The organism is Pseudomonas sp. QLc11A (genome assembly GCF_052112305.1).
Taxonomy (GTDB): Bacteria; Pseudomonadota; Gammaproteobacteria; order Pseudomonadales; family Pseudomonadaceae; genus Aquipseudomonas; species Aquipseudomonas laurylsulfatiphila.
In genome coordinates this window covers 118929-138196 of the sequence record NZ_JAVAJJ010000002.1, presented here as the reverse complement: position 1 = coordinate 138196, position 19268 = coordinate 118929, and the positions used below count along the sequence as shown (strand labels likewise).

The window sequence follows — 19268 nt, the reverse complement described above, 5'->3', positions numbered from 1 at the left end:
GGTGGCCGGGTTGATCGTGGTTGTCATTGCTCCGACGTATATCTGTATTTTCCTTAGAAGAACCGCACAGCCACATGTGCAGGTTCTCATTGCGTGAGATTGCGTTATGGATGGTATTTTCCTGCAGCAACTGGTCAACGGCCTGACCCTCGGGTCGGTCTATGGCCTGATCGCCATCGGCTACACAATGGTCTATGGCATCATCGGCATGATCAACTTCGCCCACGGCGAGGTTTACATGATTTCCGCTTACCTCGCGGCAATCAGTCTGGCTCTGCTGGCTTACTTCGGTATCGAATCCTTCCCGCTGCTGATGCTTGGCACGCTGATCTTCACCATCGTCGTCACGGCGGTGTATGGCTGGGTCATCGAGCGTGTCGCCTACAAGCCCCTGCGCAACTCCACTCGACTCGCACCGCTGATCAGTGCGATCGGTATCTCCCTGATCCTGCAAAACTACGCACAGATCTCCCAAGGCGCGAAGCAACAAGGCGTTCCGACTTTGCTGTCGGGTGCCTGGCGCGTTGATATCGGTACCGGTTTCGTTCAGTTGACCTACACCAAGGTCTTCATTCTGGTCGCCGCGTTTGTCGGGATGGCCGCGCTGACCTACATCATCAAGTACACCAAGCTCGGCCGCATGTGCCGTGCAACCCAGCAAGACCGCAAGATGGCTTCGATCCTGGGGATCAACACCGATCGGGTGATTTCCTACGTGTTCATCATCGGTGCAGCGATGGCGGCCCTGGCCGGCGTGCTGATCACCATGAACTACGGCACATTCGACTTCTATGCCGGCTTCATCATCGGGATCAAGGCGTTCACCGCCGCGGTGCTCGGCGGGATTGGCTCACTGCCTGGCGCGATGCTCGGCGGGATCATTCTCGGGATTTCCGAGTCGCTGTTTTCCGGCCTGGTGAACTCGGACTACAAAGACGTTTTCAGCTTCTCGCTGTTGGTCCTCGTTCTGGTCTTTCGGCCTCAAGGCCTGCTCGGCCGTCCTCTTGTGTCGAAGGTGTAAGCGATGTCTTCAACCACTCATAAAACAATCGATATCAAAAAAAGCCTGGTTGACGCGATTCTTGCCGGTCTCATTGCCCTGATTGTGTTCGGGCCGATTGTCGGTGTCGTTCTCGATGGCTATGGCTTCAACCTGGAAACCACCCGGGTGGCGTGGATCGTGGCGATCGTCATGGCCGGACGTTTTGCCCTGAGCATGTTCCTGCAGACAGCCCAGGGCCTGAAAATCCTCGAAGGCTTTGAAACGACAGGCTCCGGGGTGCATGTGCTGGCGCCTGACTACAAGTCGCGGCTGCGATGGATCATCCCGCTGGTGATCTTGATTGCCGTGGTGTTTCCGTTTTTCTCCAACTCCTACCTGCTGGGCGTGGTCATCCTCGGGTTGATCTACGTACTGCTGGGGCTGGGATTGAACATCGTGGTTGGCCTGGCCGGCCTGCTCGACCTCGGTTACGTGGCGTTCTATGCCATTGGCGCCTACGGCCTGGCACTCGGTTACCAATACCTCGGCCTGGGCTTCTGGACGGTGTTGCCGCTGGCGGCGATCATCGCGGGCCTGGCCGGTTGCATCCTCGGTTTCCCGGTGCTGCGCCTGCACGGCGACTACCTGGCGATCGTGACCCTGGGCTTCGGTGAAATCATCCGCCTGGTCCTCAACAACTGGTTGTCGCTCACTGGCGGCCCGAACGGTATGCCGGCACCGCTGCCGACCTTCTTCGGCCTGGAGTTCGGCAAACGAGCCAAGGACGGCGGCGTGCCGTTCCATGAGTTCTTCGGCATCGCCTACAACCCCGACGTGAAGTACTACTTCATCTACGCGGTGTTGTTCCTGGTGGTGCTGGCTGTGCTCTACATCAAGCATCGCCTGACCCGCATGCCGGTCGGCCGCGCCTGGGAAGCCCTGCGCGAAGACGAAATCGCCTGCCGCTCCATGGGCCTGAACCACGTATTGGTCAAGCTCTCGGCATTCACCATCGGTGCCTCGACGGCCGGTCTGGCCGGGGTGTTCTTCGCCACCTACCAGGGCTTCGTCAACCCGACCTCGTTCACCTTCTTCGAATCGGCGTTGATCCTCGCCATCGTGGTACTGGGCGGCATGGGGTCGACCATAGGCGTGGTGATTGCAGCCTTCGTGCTGACCGTCGCCCCGGAACTGCTGCGTGGCTTCGCCGAGTACCGCGTGCTGCTGTTCGGCATCCTGATGGTGTTGATGATGATCTGGCGACCGCGCGGTCTGATTCGGATCAGTCGTACCGGTGTGACCCCGCGCAAAGGAGTAGCGCCATGAGCGAAGTCGTACTCTCCGTAGAGAAGCTGATGATGCACTTCGGCGGCATCAAGGCATTGAATGATGTGAGCCTGAAGGTCAATCGCAACTCGATCTTCGCCCTGATCGGCCCCAACGGCGCCGGCAAGACCACGGTCTTCAACTGCCTGACCGGGTTCTACAAGGCCTCCGGCGGCAAGATCGAACTGAACGTGCGCGGGCAACAGACCAACGTTATCAAGTTGCTGGGCGAATCGTTCAAGCCGACCGATTTCGTGTCGCCAAAAAGCTTCATCACCCGGCTGCGCTACAAGATGTTCGGCGGCACCCACCTGGTGAACCGTGCCGGCCTGGCGCGGACGTTCCAGAACATTCGCCTGTTCAAGGAAATGTCGGTGCTGGAAAACCTGCTGGTGGCCCAGCACATGTGGGTCAACCGCAACATGCTGGCCGGCATCCTCAACACCAAGGGCTATCGCAAGGCCGAAAGCGATGCGCTGGACCATGCCTTCTACTGGCTGGAAGTGGTGGACCTGGTGGACTGTGCCAACCGCCTGGCCGGTGAACTGTCCTACGGCCAGCAGCGCCGCCTGGAAATCGCCCGCGCCATGTGCACCCGTCCGCAGATCATCTGCCTCGACGAACCGGCCGCCGGCCTCAACCCTCAGGAAACCGAAGCGCTGAGCGCGATGATCCGGCTGCTGCGCGATGAGCACGATCTGACCGTGGTGCTGATCGAACACGACATGGGCATGGTAATGAGCATTTCCGATCACATCGTGGTGCTGGACCACGGCATCGTCATCGCCGAGGGTGGTCCCGACGACATCCGCAACGACCCGAAAGTGATTGCCGCGTACCTGGGCGCCGACGAAGAGGAGGTGGTATGAGCAAACCCATCCTCGAACTCAAGGACCTGGACGTGTTCTACGGCCCGATCCAGGCCCTGAAAGGCGTCTCGCTGCACATCAACGAAGGGGAGACCGTCAGCCTGATCGGCTCCAACGGCGCCGGCAAGTCAACCCTGCTGATGTCGATCTTCGGCCAGCCACGGGCCGCCGACGGGCAGATCCTTTATCAGGGCGTGGACATTACCCACAAGTCGTCCCACTACATCGCCTCCAACGGCATCGCGCAATCGCCGGAAGGGCGGCGGGTGTTCCCCGACATGACAGTCGAAGAAAACCTGCTGATGGGTACCATCCCTATCGGTGACAAGTACGCCAAGGAAGACATGCAACGCATGTTCGAGCTGTTCCCGCGGCTCGAAGAGCGGCGTACCCAGCGGGCGATGACCATGTCCGGTGGCGAGCAGCAGATGCTTGCCATCGCCCGCGCCCTGATGAGCCGGCCCAAGTTGTTGCTGCTGGATGAGCCGAGCCTGGGCCTGGCGCCGATCGTGGTGAAACAGATCTTCGCGACCCTGCGAGAACTGGCCAAGACCGGCATGACCATCTTCCTGGTGGAACAGAACGCCAACCACGCCCTGCGGTTGTCGGACCGGGCGTACGTGATGGTCAACGGCGAAATCCGCATGACCGGTACCGGCAAGGAGCTGCTGGTCAACGAGGATGTGCGTAACGCTTATCTCGGCGGCCACTGAGTTTCAGTGGGTTATGCACAAGCCCCGGCGCGCAATCGCCGGGGCTTTTTTACATCTCCCAAACACCACTAAACCCTGTGGGAGCGAGCTTGCTCGCGATAGCAATCTATCAGCCAATATTGATGTTGACTGACGAACCGCTATCGCGAGCAAGCTCGCTCCCACAGGGTTTTTGGCGTGCCTCCGGGAAATTGTGGAAAACAATATTCAAGAGCTCCCGAAGCGCGACATAAAGCCGCTGCAAATAGTTGTTTTGTCACGGTTTTGACTTGTCCCCGTTTGCTGTGGAGCCGGCTGTGAATAACGTGGGAGTAGCTGGCTGCAGGCCTTTTAAACCGTGGCCTGCAGAGGCGTGTTCAGTTTTTGATCAAGTGTTTTTGCGCAACTTGAAGAGCGCTTTGTCAACCTTTTTGTTCGAGATGAAAGTGGGTGGAATCAGCGTGGACAAGCCTGTGGATAAGTCTGTGATTAAACTCTGGAAAGACCCGGCTGAAGGCCGTGGTTACTGGCTTGGCGCCATCGCTGGATTGACCCGTCAGTCATGAAAATCCCCAGGGGCTACACGGCAGGCTATTGAGGGTCAAGCAAAAAAGTTTCAAAAATCCGCGAAAAGCCTTGTGGACAGCGGCTTGCAGCTTTTCCACTTGCCCCCAAAGACTGTGGACCGGCCTGTGGATAACGTGCGCGCACATGGCTGCAAGCCAGGCTGGCCGAGGGCTTGCGATGGTTGTTCGTTTTTTGTACAGAAAGTGCGGTTGCCGCTATGGGCAAGGCCGGGCATTCTGCCTGCTGATTTACCATTCCAATGGCTGGCGATCAGCCGAAGCAAGGAGAACACGATGTCCAACACCCTGTTTATTACCGGCGCGACCTCCGGTTTTGGTGAAGCCTGTGCCCGTCGTTTTGCCGACGCAGGCTGGAAATTGGTGCTGACAGGCCGTCGTGAAGAGCGCCTCAATGCGCTGTGCGCCGAGCTGTCGAAGCAGACCGAAGTCCATGGCCTGGTGCTCGATGTGCGTGATCGCAAGGCCATGGAGGAGGCGATTGCCAATCTGCCGCCGTCCTTTGCCAAGCTGCGTGGGTTGATCAACAACGCCGGGCTGGCCCTGGGCGTCGATCCGGCACCCAAGTGCGACCTGGACGATTGGGACACCATGGTCGACACCAACGTCAAAGGCCTGATGTACAGCACCCGTCTGCTGTTGCCACGCCTGATCGCCCACGGTCGTGGCGCTGGCATCGTCAACCTGGGGTCCATTGCCGGCAACTATCCGTACCCGGGCAGCCATGTGTATGGCGCGACCAAGGCGTTCGTCAAACAGTTCTCCCTGAACCTGCGCTGCGACCTGCAGGGCACCGGCGTACGGGTCAGCAACATCGAGCCGGGACTGTGCGAGAGCGAGTTCTCGCTGGTGCGTTTTGCCGGTGATCAGGAGCGCTACAACGCCACCTACGCCGGTGCCGAGCCGATCCAGCCGCAAGACATCGCCGAGACCATCTTCTGGGTACTCAATGCGCCTGCGCACATCAACATCAACAGCCTGGAGCTGATGCCAGTGAGCCAGGCCTGGGCCGGGTTTGCTATTGATCGAAGCGGTGGCAAGGCTTAATACCGAGTCATCGTTCATCGCGGGCAAGCCCGCTCCCACAGGAATCGCGCTGAACCTGTGGGAGCGGGCTTGCCCGCGATGAGGCCAGTTCGGCCACCGCTGTAGATCGGCTAGACTCCTCACCTACTAACGCCGCCGCACCCGGCGGTCTAGAGGTCTTAGAGGAGATCCAGTGAGTAATCGAGGCGAGCAGGCGCTGCTCAAACAATCGACCTTCCTGATGCTCGCCGTGACATTCGCCGGGATCATCACCGGTTTTGTGTCGGGCGCTCAATCCATCCTGTTCGATGGCTTCTTTTCGTTGATCGCGGCCTTCATCAAGGTCCTGATGCTGATCACCGCCAGGCTGATTGCCAAGGAAAGCAACCAGCGCTTCCAGTTTGGTTCCTGGCACCTGGAACCCATGGTGCTGGTCATCGAGGGTAGCTTCATTTTTCTGGTCGCCATTTACGCCTTTCTCAACGGCGTGTTCGGCATCATCAATGGTGGCCGCGAGGTCGAGCTCGGACTGGTGATCGTCTATGCGGCAGTGTTTACCGTCGTCGAGCTCATTTATTTTTTCTACGTCCGCCACCGCAACCGCACGCTCAACTCATCGCTGATCCAGTTCGACAACATCAGTTGGCTGGTGGACGCGATGCTGTCGGCTGGTTTGCTGGTGAGTTTCCTCATCGCGCTGCTGCTCAAGACTCAGGGTTACGACAAGTGGGCGGTGTATGTCGACCCGATGATCCTGATTCTGCTGGCCTTGGGCATGCTCCCCCCGGCGCTCAAAATCCTCGGACCGGCCTTGCGCGATGTGTTGGGGATCGTCCCGGATCAGCTGGACGACAAGGTGCGTCAGGTGATGGAGGTGGCGAAGGTCGAGCATGGTTTCGACGACTACATTTCCTACGTGCAGAAGCACGGCAGGGCGTGTTTTATCGAGATCCACATCGTATTGCCGAAGGATTACTGGCTGGACGGTGTGGGGCAACTGGACAGTTTGCGCGAGGAAATTTCCACAAAGCTTGGCGAGCCGGATGCCGCACGATGGCTGACCATCAGCTTTACCGGGGACCGCAAGTGGATTGAGTGACAGTCAGGTGACCTCTTTGAGGTCATTCGCGAGCAGGCTCGCTCCCACATTGAAATGCGATCAACTGTGGGAGCGAGCCTGCTCGCGAAAGCAACCAAACACTCAGCCGAGATATTCCGCCAGCCCGCGATAACAGGTCGCCAGGTGATAAGGCGTGGTCGACGGCATGTCGCGGCGGCTGACTTCACCGTGGGCGTCACGACACTCATACCAGCCGCCGGCATGTAGCGAGCGCTGCTGCAACGCCTGCAACTGGCGCAGAACATCCGACTCGCTATCGGGTCGCAGCGTCAGGGCGCGCAGGTACTCGGCCTGGGCCCAGATACGCTGTGTGGCATCCCGGACGCCGCCATCTGGTTCGAGATCGAGCATGGCCCGCACCGCACCGGTCTGTTGATCCACGCCCAATTGCTCGGTAAAGGCGAAGGCCCTTTCCAGATCGGCATGCAGGGTTGAAGTGCGCAGCAGCGCCGAGGATTCCAGCAGGAAATACCACTCGAACTGATGCCCCGGTTCAAACCAGTTATCCACAGACCCCAGCGGCTTTTCCATCAACACGCCGTGCTGCGGATCGATGAAGCGCGCGTGCATGGCTGTGCATAACTCGGTGAGTGCTTGTTGCACGTCGAGGTCTTCACGCACCGACAGGGTGGCGAGGAATGCTTCGGCCAGGTGCATCAGCGGGTTTTGCAAGGGGCCGCTGCCCAGCGATGCCCAGTCGCGGTCGAGCGTGGCTTCATACAGACCGTCGTCCGTGGCGAAACGCTGCGCGATCACTTCCAGCGAGGCGTTGAGTACCGACTCGACCAGCGGCTCGCGGACCTTGTCCCAGTAATGGGCGCAGGCGAACAGGATGAACGCGTGGGTATAGAGGTCCTTGCGCTGATCCAGCGGCGCACCATGTGCATCGACGCTGTAGAACCAGCCGCCGTGCTCTGCATCGTGGAAGTGCCGCTGCAACGAGCGGAACAAAGCGGCGGCACGCTCTTCGGCGCCCGGCACCTGACCGATCAGGCTGGCAAACAGATACAACTGCCGCGCACAGGCCATGGCCCGGTAGCGTTGCGGTGGCAGCGGGTGGTGTCCGGCATCCAGCGCCTCATAAGGCAACGCCATGTCGGCATTCCAGCCAGGACCTAGCCAGAGCGGCACGATGACGTTCAGGAAATGCTGCTGCACCGAGGCGAACAGGGCGGTCAATTCAGGCTGGGAGGCGGAGCGGGAAACAGGTGGCATTGGCTGGCGTCGTCACGGCAAGGGCGATTGCGCGACATGTTAGCAGAGAGGCTGACTTGAGAGAGGCTGTGTCTGTCAGGCCGCCTTCGCGGGCAAGCCCGCTCCCACATTGGTTTGCTGTGTGACATAGATAGCATTCACACCAGGAACCCTGTGGGAGCGGGCTTGCCCGCGATGAGGCCAGATCAGGCGCTAGAGAATCAACCCGCCAGCAACCACACCCCGGTCGCCGCCGAAGCCGCGCCCGCCAGTCGAACCAGCGGTGCTGCCGCCAGCGGCAAGGTCCGCACCAGCGCATAACCCGCCGCATGCAACACCGCCGTCGCTGCGACAAAGCCTGCGGCATAGGTCCATGGACTCGACATGTCCGGCAGTTCCAGCCCATGCGCCACACCATGAAACAGCGCAAACAATGCCGTCGCACCTACCGCCATCACCAACGGTGGACGTACAGCCAGCGCCACCGCCAGCCCCAAGGCCAAAACGGAAGCGGCAATCCCGCTCTCCAGTGCAGGCAGGTTCAACCCTTCAAAACCCAGCATCCCGCCAATCAGCATGGTGCCAACGAAGGTACACGGCAGCGCCCAGCGCGCAGTACCGTGTTGTTGTGCAGCCCACAGGCCGACCGCGAGCATCGCCAGCAGGTGATCGAGACCGCCAAGCGGGTGGCTGATACCGGCGATCAAGCCATTGTCGCCGTGCCCCGGATGGGCGAGGGCAAGGGCTGGCGTCAGCAGCAGGGCCAGGGCGCCGAGAATGCGTTTCAGTGTCATGGAAAGTTTCCTTGTTGAAGGGGTGATCAGGCCGCGGTCAGCAAGCCCTGGCGTTCGATGAAGGCGATGATCTGTTCCAGACCCTGGCCGGTTTTCTGGTTGCTGAAGACAAATGGCTTGCCGTTGCGCATGCGCTGGGTGTCGCTGTTCATCATCTCCAGCGAGGCACCGACCAGTGGCGCCAGGTCGATCTTGTTGATCACCAGCAGGTCGGATTTGCAGATCCCCGGCCCCCCCTTGCGCGGCAGCTTGTCGCCGGCCGAAACGTCGATCACGTAGATCGTCAGGTCGGACAGTTCCGGGCTGAAGGTCGCGGAGAGGTTGTCGCCACCGGACTCCACGAGAATCAGGTCCAGGCCCGGAAAACGGCGATTGAGTTGATCCACGGCTTCAAGGTTGATCGAAGCGTCTTCGCGGATGGCGGTGTGCGGGCAGCCGCCGGTTTCCACGCCGATGATGCGTTCCGGCGCCAGGGCTTCGTTGCGCACCAGAAAGTCGGCGTCTTCGCGGGTATAGATGTCGTTGGTCACCACGGCTAGGTTATAGCGCTCGCGCAGGGCCAGGCACAGGGCCAGGGTCAGGGCGGTTTTTCCGGAACCGACCGGGCCGCCGATGCCAACTCGCAGAGGTTGTGTGTTCATGTGATTCTCCAAAATAACAGGCCCTAGGAACGGAACAGACGGCTGTACTGGCGCTCATGGGCCATACACGCCAGGGACAGGCCGAAAGCGGCGCTGCCGTAGTGATCGGGATCGATTCGGGTGGCGTTCTGTTGCGCCTGTTGAAGCAGCGGCAACAGTTCGCTGGTCAGGCGCTGGGCGGCTTGCTGGCCCAATGGCAAAGTCTTCATCAGCACCGCCAACTGGTTCTCCAGCCAGCTCCATAGCCACGCAGCCAAGGCGTCCTGCGGGCTGATCTGCCAGGCGCGCGCGGCCAAGGCCCATCCCAGGGCCAGATGGGGCTCGCTGCGTTGTTCGAGGAAGGCGCGGGCGGCTGAGTCGAGTTCCGGCAAGCCGTTGAGCAACTGCTGCAACGAGTAGCCCATCTGCCGGCTTTCCTGATGCAGTTCGCGAGTTTCGCGACTGGCACGGTGTTCCTCGCAGCGTTGCAGCAATTGGCCCCAGTTGTCCTCGCTGGCGGCCACGCAATGGGCGAGCAGCAACGGCGCTTCAAAACGTGCCAGATTCAACAGCAACTGATCGCCGATCCAGCGTCGCGCACTGTCGGGGTCGTTTACCCGGCCGTTATCCACAGCCATTTCCAGCCCTTGGGAGTAGCTGTAGCCGCCAATCGGCAATTGCGGACTGGCCAGGCGCAGCAGCGCCCAGGCCGGGTTCATGGGCGTACGCCGAACTGGTGCAGTTTCGGCGCGTAGTTGAAGTCTTCATCACCGTGGCGCGAATGATGATGGCCACCGCCGTAGGCGCCATGTTCCGGCTGGAATGGCGCTTCGATGTTCGAGGCAATGGCACCGAGTTGTTCGAGCATGGCCTTGAGCACGTAATCGTCGAGCAGGCGCAACCAGCCGTCGCCGACTTGCAAGGCGACATGGCGGTTGCCCAAGTGATAGGCCGCGCGGGTCAGTTCGAAGGCATTGGCGCAGGTGACGTGTAGCAGTTGTTCGGGGCGGGCGCAGACACGCACGATTCGCCCGTCTTCGGCTTGCAGGCATTCGCCGTCATGCAGGGGCGGTTGGCCGCGCTCCAAAAACAACCCGACGTCTTCGCCCTCGGCACTGAAACAGCGCAAACGGCTTTTGCTGCGGGCTTCGAACGTCAGGTGCAGTTCCGCGGCCCAAACGGGTTGAGGGTCGATTCTGCGATGAATCACCAGCATCGGAAGGCTTCCAGCAATGGACGATGCTCAGGCTAGAGCAAGGGGCTTGCCAATCGACATGATGTGTAGGAAATGGCTGAAGGAGACGTAGGAAGGTTATCGATTGAGTGAGTTTTTTGGTTGAAGTTGGTGCGCTGATTTTTTTCTGCGCACCAATTTAAGGCGGAATTGATTTTTGTGGGAGCGAGCCTGCTCGCGATAGCGGTGTGCCTGTTACATGGATGTTGAATGTGTCGACGCCATCGCGAGCAGGCTCGCTCCCACAAGGTTCAGGGGCAGTCTGTAGATGATGGCATTACTCGGTACTGCCGAGCCCTTGCCAGTGCTTGAGACCGATAAAGATGAAGCGCAGTTGCTGGGTGATCTTGGCCTGGGGCGTCAGGTGCTCAGGCAAGGCCTCGGCTGGCGGATCGATGATGTCCGGCAGGGTGGCGAACACGCTTTTGACGATCAGATCCGCCATGACGCTCAGGTCGGCGATGTCCAGGTGCTGCAGTTTCGGCATCAGTGACAAATCCGCCGCCAGGTCCGAACTGATGCCTTCACGCAGACGGCCAATGGCCTGGCGCACCGGCAGCGAACCGCCGTATTGCTCGCGGGCGAGAAACAGGAACTGCGAGCGGTTGGCGCTGACCACGTCGAGAAAGATCCGCACCGAGGCATCGATGATGCCGCCCATCACGAATTCGTTGTGCCGTACCAGGCGAATGGTTTCGCGGAAGGTCTGGCCGACTTCGCTGACCAGCACCAGGCCCAGTTCATCCATATCGGCAAAATGGCGGTAGAAACCGGTCGGTACGATGCCGGCGGTTTTCGCGACTTCACGCAGGCTCAGGCTGCCGAATCCTCGGCCGCCATCCATCAGGCGCCGGGCAGCGTCCATCAGGGCATTACGGGTCTGTTGTTTCTGTTCGGCGCGGGGCAGCATCGCAAGGGCGTTTTCTGGACAAGGACGCGGCGCACTCTAGCAAATCGGCTTTGCCGGCGTCGAACGACTGTGAGGGATCAAGCGGGGAAGTGCGCCATCTATAAAGCGCAGTGCTGAAAAGTCAAAAGCCCAATCCGGGGATTGGGCTTTTTTTCTGGGCGGCCATGGGGCTTAGCTCAGAGCGCTGTTGCGTTCGATCACACGGTCACCACCGCCTTCAGCGAGGGTTTGACCTTGTGGGGTGCGATCCGAACCGTCTGCGGCGAGGGTTTGACCTTGTGGAGTGCGATCCGAACCGTCGGCAGCGAGGGTTTGACCTTGTGGGGTGCGATCCGAACCGTCTGCGGCGAGGGTCTGGCCTTGTGGGGTGCGATCGGAACCATCGGCAGCCAGGGTCTGGCCTTGTGGAGTACGGTCCGAGCCATCCTGAGTGATCAGGCCTTTTTCTTTCAGGCGATCATTACCGCCTTCGGCAAGGGTCTGGCCTTGTGGGGTGCGGTCGGAGCCATCGGCGGCGACGGTCTGGCTGAACACCGAGTGGTCTTGTTTCACTTGTGGAGTGGCCTGGTCAGCTGCTGGCAGGGCAAAAGCAGTGCTGGCCAGCATCGAGAGTGAAAGGCTAAGCAGTAATTGGCGTTTCATGATTGTTGTGCTCCTCGGGGGTGCGAAAAAGTGGGTACGAGGGCAATGCTACTCTCGATAAGTCGATATAAAAGTTCATAAACGCAATGGTAATAATCAACGGAATTGATTGTTTGCTGGGGAGGCTCTAGGCCGGGCGTTTCCGGCGAGTTGTCTGGCACTGGTTTGGGTATTTTCGACCCACTCGTGACGTGTAAAAGTGCGGGGTCGGTAACGTTGAATGACTGATTGGTCAGTATTGGACTGGCTGAATTCGGCGAAATCGGTCTATCGATTAAACCTGCCGGGTCTTTATCAGTCGTAGACTTCATGGCGAGCCGCTTCCGGCTCACCGTTTCACCTGTGCGTCGCAGTCGGGGCGCTCAGTCGTATCAGGAGCCCTGTGCAATGACGCGCACCCAAAAGACGTTTGTCTGGACCCTTTCCACCTTCCTTACCTTGCTGGCGTTGCTGGTGCTGATCATCGTGTTCTTCGACTGGAACCGGATCAAACCGCCGCTCAATGCCAAGGTTTCCGAAGAACTGCACCGCGCTTTTGCCATCAACGGCAATCTGTCGGTGGTCTGGCAGACCGAGCCCGATGAAAGCGGCTGGCGCGCCTGGGTGCCGTGGCCCCATGTGGTGGCCGAGGACCTCAGCCTGGGCAATCCGGACTGGTCCAAGCAACCGCAGATGGCCACTCTCAAGCGTGTCGAGTTGCGCATTTCACCCCTGGCTTTGCTGGCACAGCGGGTGGTGATCCCGCGTATCGACCTCGCCGAGCCGAATGCGCAGCTGCAACGCCTGGCTGACGGGCGCGCCAACTGGACGTTCAAATTCGATCCCAAGGACCCGAACGCCGAACCTTCCAGTTGGGTCTTGGATATCGGTGCGATCGGTTTTGACAAGGGCCACGTCACCCTCGACGACCAGAGCCTGAAGACGCAGCTCGACGTGCTGATCGATCCGTTGGGCAAGCCGATTCCGTTCAGCGATATCGTCGGCGACAAAGCGGCGAAAGCCGTGCAGGAAAAGGGCTCGTCACCCCAGGATTATGCGTTCGCCCTCAAGGTCAACGGCCAGTACCACGGCCAGAAACTCGCGGGGCAGGGCAAGATTGGCGGGCTGTTGGCGCTGCAGGACGCGGCACGCCCGTTTCCGCTTCAGGCACAGGTGAAAATCGCCGATTCCAGCGTCGACCTGGCTGGCACCCTGATCGATCCGCTGAATCTCGGCGCCCTGGACCTGCGCCTGAAACTGGCCGGCACCAGCCTGGGCAACCTCTACCCACTGACCGGCGTGATCCTGCCGGACACCCCACCCTATGCCACCGACGGCCATCTGATTGCCAAGTTGCACGAGCCGGGTGGCGCGGTGTTCCGCTATGAAGGATTCAACGGCAAGATCGGCGAGAGTGACATCCACGGCAGTCTGACCTATGTGGCCAGCCAGCCACGGCCAAAACTCAGCGGCTCGCTGTTGTCCAATCAATTGCTGTTTGCTGACCTGGCGCCGCTGATCGGCGCGGATTCCAACGCCAAACAGAAGGCCCGTGGCGGTGACAGCAAACAACCAGCGGACAAAGTGCTGCCGGTCGAAGAGTTCAAGACAGACCGCTGGCGCGATATGGACGCCGATGTCGAGTTCACCGGCAAGCGCATCGTGCACAGCGAAAAACTGCCATTCAACGACCTCTATACCCATCTGGTGCTCACCGATGGTGTGCTCAGCCTCGAACCGCTGCTCTTCGGCGTGGCCGGCGGCAAGCTGGACGCACAGATTCGCCTGAACGGCCACACCGATCCCCTGGAAGGCCACGCCAGGCTCACGGCGCGGGGATTCAAGCTCAAACAGTTGTTCCCCGGCTTTGAGCCGATGAAGACCAGTTTTGGCGAACTCAATGGCGACGCTGATATCAGCGGGCGCGGCAATTCGGTGGCCAGGCTGCTGGGCAGCGCCAATGGCGATCTGAAAATGCTGATCAACGATGGTGCCATCAGTCGCGAATTGATGGAGTTGGCGGGCCTGAACGTCGGCAACTACGTGGTTGGCAAGATCTTTGGCGACAAGGAAGTGAAGATCAACTGCGCGGCCGCCGACTTCGGAATCCAGTCGGGCCTGGCAACCACCCGGCTGTTTGTATTCGACACTGAGAACGCCGTCGTCTACATCGACGGCACCGCTAACATGGCGACGGAACAACTGGACCTGACCATCACCCCGGAATCCAAGGGCTGGCGCCTGATTTCATTGCGTTCGCCGCTGTATGTGCGCGGCAAGTTCATCAAGCCCGATGCCGGGGTCAAGGCCGTGCCGTTGATGTTGCGCGGCGCCGGAATGGTGGCGCTGGGTGTGATTGCCGCGCCGGCGGCAGGGTTGCTGGCGCTGGTGGCACCGAGCGGTGGTGAGCCGAATCAATGCGCGCCGTTGCTGGAGCAGATGAAGTCGGGCAAGGCGCCGAAGACGGTCAAGTAATAGAAGAGTTTGTGTGCACGCTATTGGACCAGAGAGCCAATAGCGTGATGAGCGGTTACGCTTCGATGGGAAACAGGCAGGTGTGAGGCTTGCTTCCAAGCTTATTAATGACCTGATCCCGAATCTTGGCGTAGTTGTCTTCCGACAAATAGGTTGTCCACAAAACGGATTCGATATCACCCAGGATGATCTTGTCAGAGATTGGTTGTTCAAAGACGGCAAGTCCTACTGCGCGAGTAGTTTCGAGCTTTATTTGGAGTGAAAGGATTTTTTTATTCTCGCAAACCAGAGTGAACAGTGTGCTCACGGTGAACGTGGGTGCTTCACCGTCGACGGGTGCATTTTGCTTTTGAACCCTGTTCAGGAGCGTTTCACCTGCAGGTGTATCAGCGGCTAACTGTGCGATGGAAGATAATGCATCGCTCAGTTGCTGTAATCGTTCTTTTTGTATTGCATCAGGCAAGGCTGTGGATACGATATTTAGCAGGCTGGTTGTTTCGTTGGGAAAATTGTGGGGGTTGGTTTTATTGATTGTCCAGTAAAATTTGCCCAGTGTGGTTATATAGGAAGAGAGCCAGGTGTTGGGAGATTGGTCCGCAATTAACTGACCCAGCAAGCTGGAGTGTAAAATATCTTTTTTGAATTGTTTAGCATGAGTACCAAAAAAAACCGTGATATTGCCATTGACAATGTAAGTGTCGGATTTGAAAGATTCCATGTAGGCCTCGGATCAATTGGGACGGTTGGGTTGAGGTCTCGATTCGACCTCAACGCCAATTTGAAAGCTTTTGGTTATTGGAAACCTGGAATTCCATCGAGATATGCTTCGGCCGCATTTCCCAGTTTCTCAAGAACCTTGTTTCGTACTTTGGAATAGACTTGAGTATTGAGGTAAACCGGTGTTGCTTGCGATTTTACGGTGGTGGATTTAGTTGTCGATTTCCACCAAAGAATACCGCGAGTACTTTCCCTGACATCCACACTTGTACAGCTGAGGATCATCATCGGAGAACCTTCCCGGGTTTGCCAGACTGGGGAAATATCAAATACCGCTTGAGAACCTTTTTGAGCGTTATGATTGTAGATCTGGATCAGGCCGTCCTCACCTTTCACTCCCTCCACGGCTTTGCCAGTCAGTTCTGCCAAGCGAGGAGCGTTTACCCCGACCAGCTTCTGAAGTATGTCAAAAGCGACGGCGTCCATGGTAAGGCCGGTTCTTTCAATGATTATGTTCTGATCGTAAATCTTGTTGATCGTCCATCCGAGGTTACGCAGGCCTTCTGTGTAAAATTTGTACCACTGATGCAACTCTTTAATCATGTCGTATTTTTGCGATGCTGCGTTTTGCATCAATAATTTGCAGTTGTCTACATCTTCACGGTTTTGCACCGATACGCCGGGTACATAGATGTTCATCATGTCCGGGCCGACGGTGCCACTTTCCTTGTTTGGATCAATTGGAAGCTCGTCTGAGACGCTTTGAGTTTGAGTATAGGCAGCACGTCGAGCACGTCGAGCAGGAAGGGCGGGCAGGCTGTCCAGAAATTCAAGTTGTTGTTCAAAGTGCATGGTTGTTTAGTCCTTAATATGTTTTGCAGACTTCTTGTCTGTCAGTTGAATATAAGGGCTGGGAGAGTTTAGTCCATGGTGTGGTTGTAACTTGATAAATATCGTGCCTTGCTGTTTTGGTGTGGGGAGTTGGTCTGGTTAAATTTGTGATCAGTATGTCTGGTAACTATTGTCGTTATTTTCGTCGCACGATGAACGTTCATCGCAACGAATGACCGGATGCCAATGCCTCCTCACGCAACCACCCAAAAAACGCCCGCACCGGAGGATGACGTTCGCGCCCCGGCACGCACAGCGCACTGTATCCGGCGCCATCCACCTGAACGTCCCCGCGATAAGGCGCCAATAATCCACTGGCCACGCTCTCGGACACCAGAATATTGCTCGCCAGCACCAGGCCCTGCCCGGCAATCGCCGCTTGCAGGGCGTAATGCTCTTCGTCGTATTCGCGCACCGCTGGCCGACCGCTCAGCCAGGTTTCGCCCGATTGCGCGCACCAGGCTTCCCAGCCGTGTGCATAGAGTTTCGAGTTGTGCCAGCGCACGCTGATCAGCGTCGGGGCACGATTGACCGCCAGTGCCACTTGTTCGGGCGAACCGTAGACACCGAAGGACTCATCGAACAGGCACTGGCCGTACAGGTTGGGGTAATTGTCGAGGCTGTAGCGCAGCACCAGATCGACACTGGCATCCTGATGCAAATCGATGACTTCGCAGTGGGTGTCGAGGCGCACGTTGATGTTCGGGTGTCGGGCGTAGAAGCGTCCCAACCGAGGTACCAGCCACAGTGCGGCGAAGGCTGCGGTGGTGGAGACCGTCAGGTTGGCGCCACTGCGTTGCGGGCGCAGGGTATCGACACTTTGCGCCACTTCGAGGAAAGCTCCGTGCAGGCTCTGGAACAACCGTTCGCCGCATTCGGTCAGGCGCACCTGGCGTGGCAGGCGTTCGAACAGCGGCACGCCGAGCCAGCTTTCCAGGGAGCGGATCTGATGGGACACCGCCGTCGGGGTGACAGACAGTTCTTCGGCGGCGGCCTTGAAACTTAACAGGCGTGAGGCGGATTCGAAGGCGCGCAGGGCGGTCAAGGGCAATGAGGCGAACATTGAAAACTCCATAGATGAAATAGATTCACCTTGGCTGATTTTTACTCATTTGAGGGACGCAACGGTGAGCTTCAAGCTGCAAGTCGAAAGCCGTTTGAGTTTAGTCCCTGAGGAGATTCAGATGAGTAGAATTCTTGCCGTTCATGCCAGCCCCCGCGGCGATCGTTCGCACTCCCGGCGTTTGGCCGAAGTGTTTCTGTCGGCCTGGCAGGCCCGTCATCCACACTCGCAACTGACCCGGCGCGAAGTCGGTCGGGCGCTGATCCCGCCGGTCAACGAGGCATTCGTGGCCGCCGCGTTTTACCCCGAACCCGCTGCTCGGCCGCTGTCGATGCAGGCCGATCTGGCGTTCAGCGACGAACTGATCGGCGAACTGCTTGGTCATGATGTGCTGGTGATTTCCACACCGATGCATAACTTCAGCGTACCCAGCGGCTTGAAGGCCTGGATCGATCAGATCGTGCGGGTAGGGGTGACCTTCGATCACACCCTGGACAATGGCGTGGCCCAGTACCAACCGTTGGTGCAAGGCAAAAAAGCCCTGATCATCACCAGCCGTGGCGGCTTCGGTTTTGGTCCGGGCGGCGAGCTGGAAGCCATGAACCATGCCGATACGCTGCTGCGCACGGTGCTCGGATTCATCGGCATCACCGATGTCACAGTGGTCGCTGCCGAGGGCGAGGAGTCCGCCGAGCGCAGTTTTGAAATCTCTGCCGCCGAGGCTGAGCAGCGCTTGTTGGCGCTGGCCTGGGAGTTCTAGATGGCCTGGGTGTTTCTGCTGGTCGCCGCCGGGTTCGAAGTCACCTTCGCCATGGGCATGAAATACGCCGAGGGCTTCACCCGGCTCTGGCCCTCGCTGATCACGGTGGTGGCCGCTGTGGGCGGGATCTACTTCCTGACCCTGGCCATGCGCGAGTTACCCGTGAGCATCGCGTACCCGATCTGGACCGCCATCGGTTCGCTGGGCACGGTGTTTCTCGGGTTCGCGCTGCTGGAGGAAAGCCTGAGCATGATCAAACTGGTCTCGGTCGGCCTGATCGTGGCGGGCGTGGCAGGGTTGAAGTAGGGTGGATGACATAGACTTGTCGTCGAGTTGTCATCTTCGCAGGCGTAGCTTGGCGGATGTCTTGCATTGCGCCTTGCGTCACCCCCCCGACCACAAGGATGTCCGCCCATGTCGCAAGGTTCTGCCCCGCGTTACCCGCTGGTGCTGGTCCCGGGAATGCTCGGGTTCATCCGGCTGGTGCTTTATCCGTACTGGTACGGGATTGTCGAGGTGCTGCGCCATGGCGGGGCCGTGGTGTTCGCCGTGCAGGTCTCGCCGCTTAATTCGAACGAAGTGCGCGGCGAGCAATTGCTGGCACGTATCGACGAAATCCTGCGGGAAACCGGGGCCGACAAGGTCAACCTGATCGGCCATAGCCAGGGCTCGTTGACCGCCCGTTACGCCGCCGCCAAGCGTCCGGATCTTGTGGCATCGGTGACTTCGGTGGCGGGGCCGAACCATGGTTCGGAGCTTGCCGATTATCTGCACAAGCATTACCCCCATGACAGCGTCCGTGGTCATCTGCTCTGTTTTTTGCTGCGGATGGTCAGCGCGCTGATGGGGTTGCTGGATACCGGTTACCGTGGGCCGAAGCTGCCGGTGGATATCCATGCGTCCCATCTCTCCCTCACCAGCGCTGGCGTGGCGCTGTTCAACCAACGTTATCCACAGGGCTTGCCTGAAACCTGGGGCGGGCACGGGCCGGAAGAGGTCAACGGCGTGCGCTATTACTCCTGGTCCGGCACTTTGCAGCCGGGCATCACCGATCGCGGGCGCAATCTGCTGGACGGTACCAACCGCAGTTGTCGGTTATTCGCCAAAACCTTCGTCCGTGAAGCCGGGCATTGCGACGGCATGGTCGGGCGCTACAGCTCGCACCTGGGCACGGTGATTGGCGATGAGTATCCGCTGGATCACTTCGATATCGTCAATCAGTCGCTGGGGCTGGTGGGCAAGGGGGCAGAGCCGATCCGTTTGTTTGTCGAACATGCGGCGCGACTAAGCGCGACGGGGCTTTAGACCGCGTTATCGTTCATCGTCGGAACGCCGCCCGGACCAAGCCACGCTCCCACAATGGAATGCAATCCCCTGTGGGAGCGGGCTT

General features: G+C 59.0%; 21 protein-coding genes. 11 read left to right on the top strand and 10 right to left on the bottom strand.

Annotated features, from left to right (window positions below; all coding sequences use genetic code 11):
* Positions 1-106: 106 nt before the first annotated feature.
* The 7 genes from Q8X48_RS03560 to Q8X48_RS03530 all read left to right on the top strand — a co-directional run bounded on the left by Q8X48_RS03560 (position 107) and on the right by Q8X48_RS03530 (position 6578).
* Positions 107-1021 (top strand): ABC transporter permease subunit, encoded by a 915-nt coding sequence (locus Q8X48_RS03560; RefSeq protein WP_008048116.1) that lies wholly within the window; start codon positions 107-109, stop codon positions 1019-1021.
* 3 nt (positions 1022-1024) lie between these two features.
* A complete protein-coding gene (livM, locus tag Q8X48_RS03555) occupies positions 1025-2308 on the top strand; it encodes a high-affinity branched-chain amino acid ABC transporter permease LivM (RefSeq protein ID WP_015093245.1) in 1284 nt (427 codons plus the stop codon).
* Positions 2305-3177: an ABC transporter ATP-binding protein gene (locus Q8X48_RS03550; protein ID WP_407799669.1), complete on the top strand. Its 873-nt coding sequence runs from the start codon at positions 2305-2307 to the stop codon at positions 3175-3177. The genes livM and Q8X48_RS03550 overlap by 4 nt, the downstream gene beginning before the upstream one ends.
* Positions 3174-3890, top strand: coding sequence for an ABC transporter ATP-binding protein (locus tag Q8X48_RS03545; protein WP_007979701.1), 717 nt, complete (start codon positions 3174-3176; stop codon positions 3888-3890). The genes Q8X48_RS03550 and Q8X48_RS03545 overlap by 4 nt, the downstream gene beginning before the upstream one ends.
* Positions 3891-4186: 296 nt before the next feature.
* Positions 4187-4435: a hypothetical protein gene (locus Q8X48_RS03540; RefSeq protein WP_083884527.1), complete on the top strand. Its 249-nt coding sequence runs from the start codon at positions 4187-4189 to the stop codon at positions 4433-4435.
* Between the two features lie 294 nt (positions 4436-4729).
* Positions 4730-5500: an SDR family oxidoreductase gene (locus Q8X48_RS03535; RefSeq protein WP_407799667.1), complete on the top strand. Its 771-nt coding sequence runs from the start codon at positions 4730-4732 to the stop codon at positions 5498-5500.
* A 172-nt stretch (positions 5501-5672) separates the two neighbouring features.
* Positions 5673-6578: a cation diffusion facilitator family transporter gene (locus Q8X48_RS03530; protein WP_015093248.1), complete on the top strand. Its 906-nt coding sequence runs from the start codon at positions 5673-5675 to the stop codon at positions 6576-6578.
* Between the two features lie 102 nt (positions 6579-6680).
* Here the strand turns inward: Q8X48_RS03530 and Q8X48_RS03525 are convergent, their stop codons facing one another.
* The 7 genes from Q8X48_RS03525 to Q8X48_RS03495 all read right to left on the bottom strand — a co-directional run bounded on the left by Q8X48_RS03525 (position 6681) and on the right by Q8X48_RS03495 (position 11993).
* Positions 6681-7814 carry an AGE family epimerase/isomerase gene (locus Q8X48_RS03525; RefSeq protein ID WP_407799666.1) on the bottom strand — a complete coding sequence of 378 codons (1134 nt, stop codon included), beginning with the start codon at positions 7812-7814 and terminating at the stop codon, positions 6681-6683.
* A gap of 200 nt (positions 7815-8014) precedes the next feature.
* On the bottom strand, positions 8015-8587 hold the full coding sequence (locus Q8X48_RS03520) for a HupE/UreJ family protein (protein WP_217837043.1): 573 nt from the start codon (positions 8585-8587) through the stop codon (positions 8015-8017).
* Positions 8588-8613: 26 nt separating this feature from the next.
* Positions 8614-9228, bottom strand: coding sequence for an urease accessory protein UreG (gene ureG, locus Q8X48_RS03515; RefSeq protein WP_007979691.1), 615 nt, complete (start codon positions 9226-9228; stop codon positions 8614-8616).
* A 23-nt stretch (positions 9229-9251) separates the two neighbouring features.
* A complete protein-coding gene (locus Q8X48_RS03510) occupies positions 9252-9926 on the bottom strand; it encodes an urease accessory protein UreF (RefSeq protein WP_126048948.1) in 675 nt (224 codons plus the stop codon).
* Positions 9923-10423, bottom strand: a complete 501-nt coding sequence (ureE, locus tag Q8X48_RS03505; RefSeq protein ID WP_015093252.1) for an urease accessory protein UreE — start codon at positions 10421-10423, stop codon at positions 9923-9925. Before ureE ends, Q8X48_RS03510 begins: the two co-directional genes overlap by 4 nt.
* 295 nt (positions 10424-10718) lie before the next feature.
* Positions 10719-11351 carry a TetR family transcriptional regulator gene (locus Q8X48_RS03500; RefSeq protein ID WP_007979686.1) on the bottom strand — a complete coding sequence of 211 codons (633 nt, stop codon included), beginning with the start codon at positions 11349-11351 and terminating at the stop codon, positions 10719-10721.
* 171 nt (positions 11352-11522) lie between these two features.
* The gene (locus Q8X48_RS03495; protein WP_102673144.1) at positions 11523-11993 is read right to left on the bottom strand and encodes a hypothetical protein; all 471 of its coding nucleotides are present in this window, start codon (positions 11991-11993) and stop codon (positions 11523-11525) included.
* Positions 11994-12380: 387 nt separating this feature from the next.
* On the opposite strand from Q8X48_RS03495, the gene Q8X48_RS03490 reads away from it, so the two are divergent.
* Positions 12381-14447 (top strand): AsmA family protein, encoded by a 2067-nt coding sequence (locus Q8X48_RS03490; protein ID WP_407799663.1) that lies wholly within the window; start codon positions 12381-12383, stop codon positions 14445-14447.
* Between the two features lie 55 nt (positions 14448-14502).
* Here the strand turns inward: Q8X48_RS03490 and Q8X48_RS03485 are convergent, their stop codons facing one another.
* From Q8X48_RS03485 to Q8X48_RS03475, 3 genes are all read right to left on the bottom strand, one after another.
* Complete coding sequence (locus Q8X48_RS03485) at positions 14503-15165, bottom strand: hypothetical protein (RefSeq protein WP_407799661.1); 663 nt, start codon at positions 15163-15165, stop codon at positions 14503-14505.
* A gap of 74 nt (positions 15166-15239) precedes the next feature.
* Complete coding sequence (locus tag Q8X48_RS03480; protein WP_407799659.1) at positions 15240-16016, bottom strand: hypothetical protein; 777 nt, start codon at positions 16014-16016, stop codon at positions 15240-15242.
* 199 nt (positions 16017-16215) lie between these two features.
* On the bottom strand, positions 16216-17130 hold the full coding sequence (locus tag Q8X48_RS03475) for a LysR substrate-binding domain-containing protein (RefSeq protein ID WP_407799658.1): 915 nt from the start codon (positions 17128-17130) through the stop codon (positions 16216-16218).
* A 109-nt stretch (positions 17131-17239) separates the two neighbouring features.
* On the opposite strand from Q8X48_RS03475, the gene Q8X48_RS03470 reads away from it, so the two are divergent.
* The 3 genes from Q8X48_RS03470 (at position 17240) to Q8X48_RS03460 (ending at position 19183) form a co-directional block, all read left to right on the top strand.
* Entirely contained in the window at positions 17240-17878 is a 639-nt protein-coding gene (locus Q8X48_RS03470; protein WP_407799656.1) for an FMN-dependent NADH-azoreductase, read from the top strand.
* Complete coding sequence (locus Q8X48_RS03465) at positions 17879-18184, top strand: DMT family transporter (protein ID WP_407799655.1); 306 nt, start codon at positions 17879-17881, stop codon at positions 18182-18184.
* Between the two features lie 108 nt (positions 18185-18292).
* A complete protein-coding gene (locus tag Q8X48_RS03460) occupies positions 18293-19183 on the top strand; it encodes an alpha/beta fold hydrolase (RefSeq protein ID WP_407799653.1) in 891 nt (296 codons plus the stop codon).
* Positions 19184-19268 lie beyond the last annotated feature (85 nt).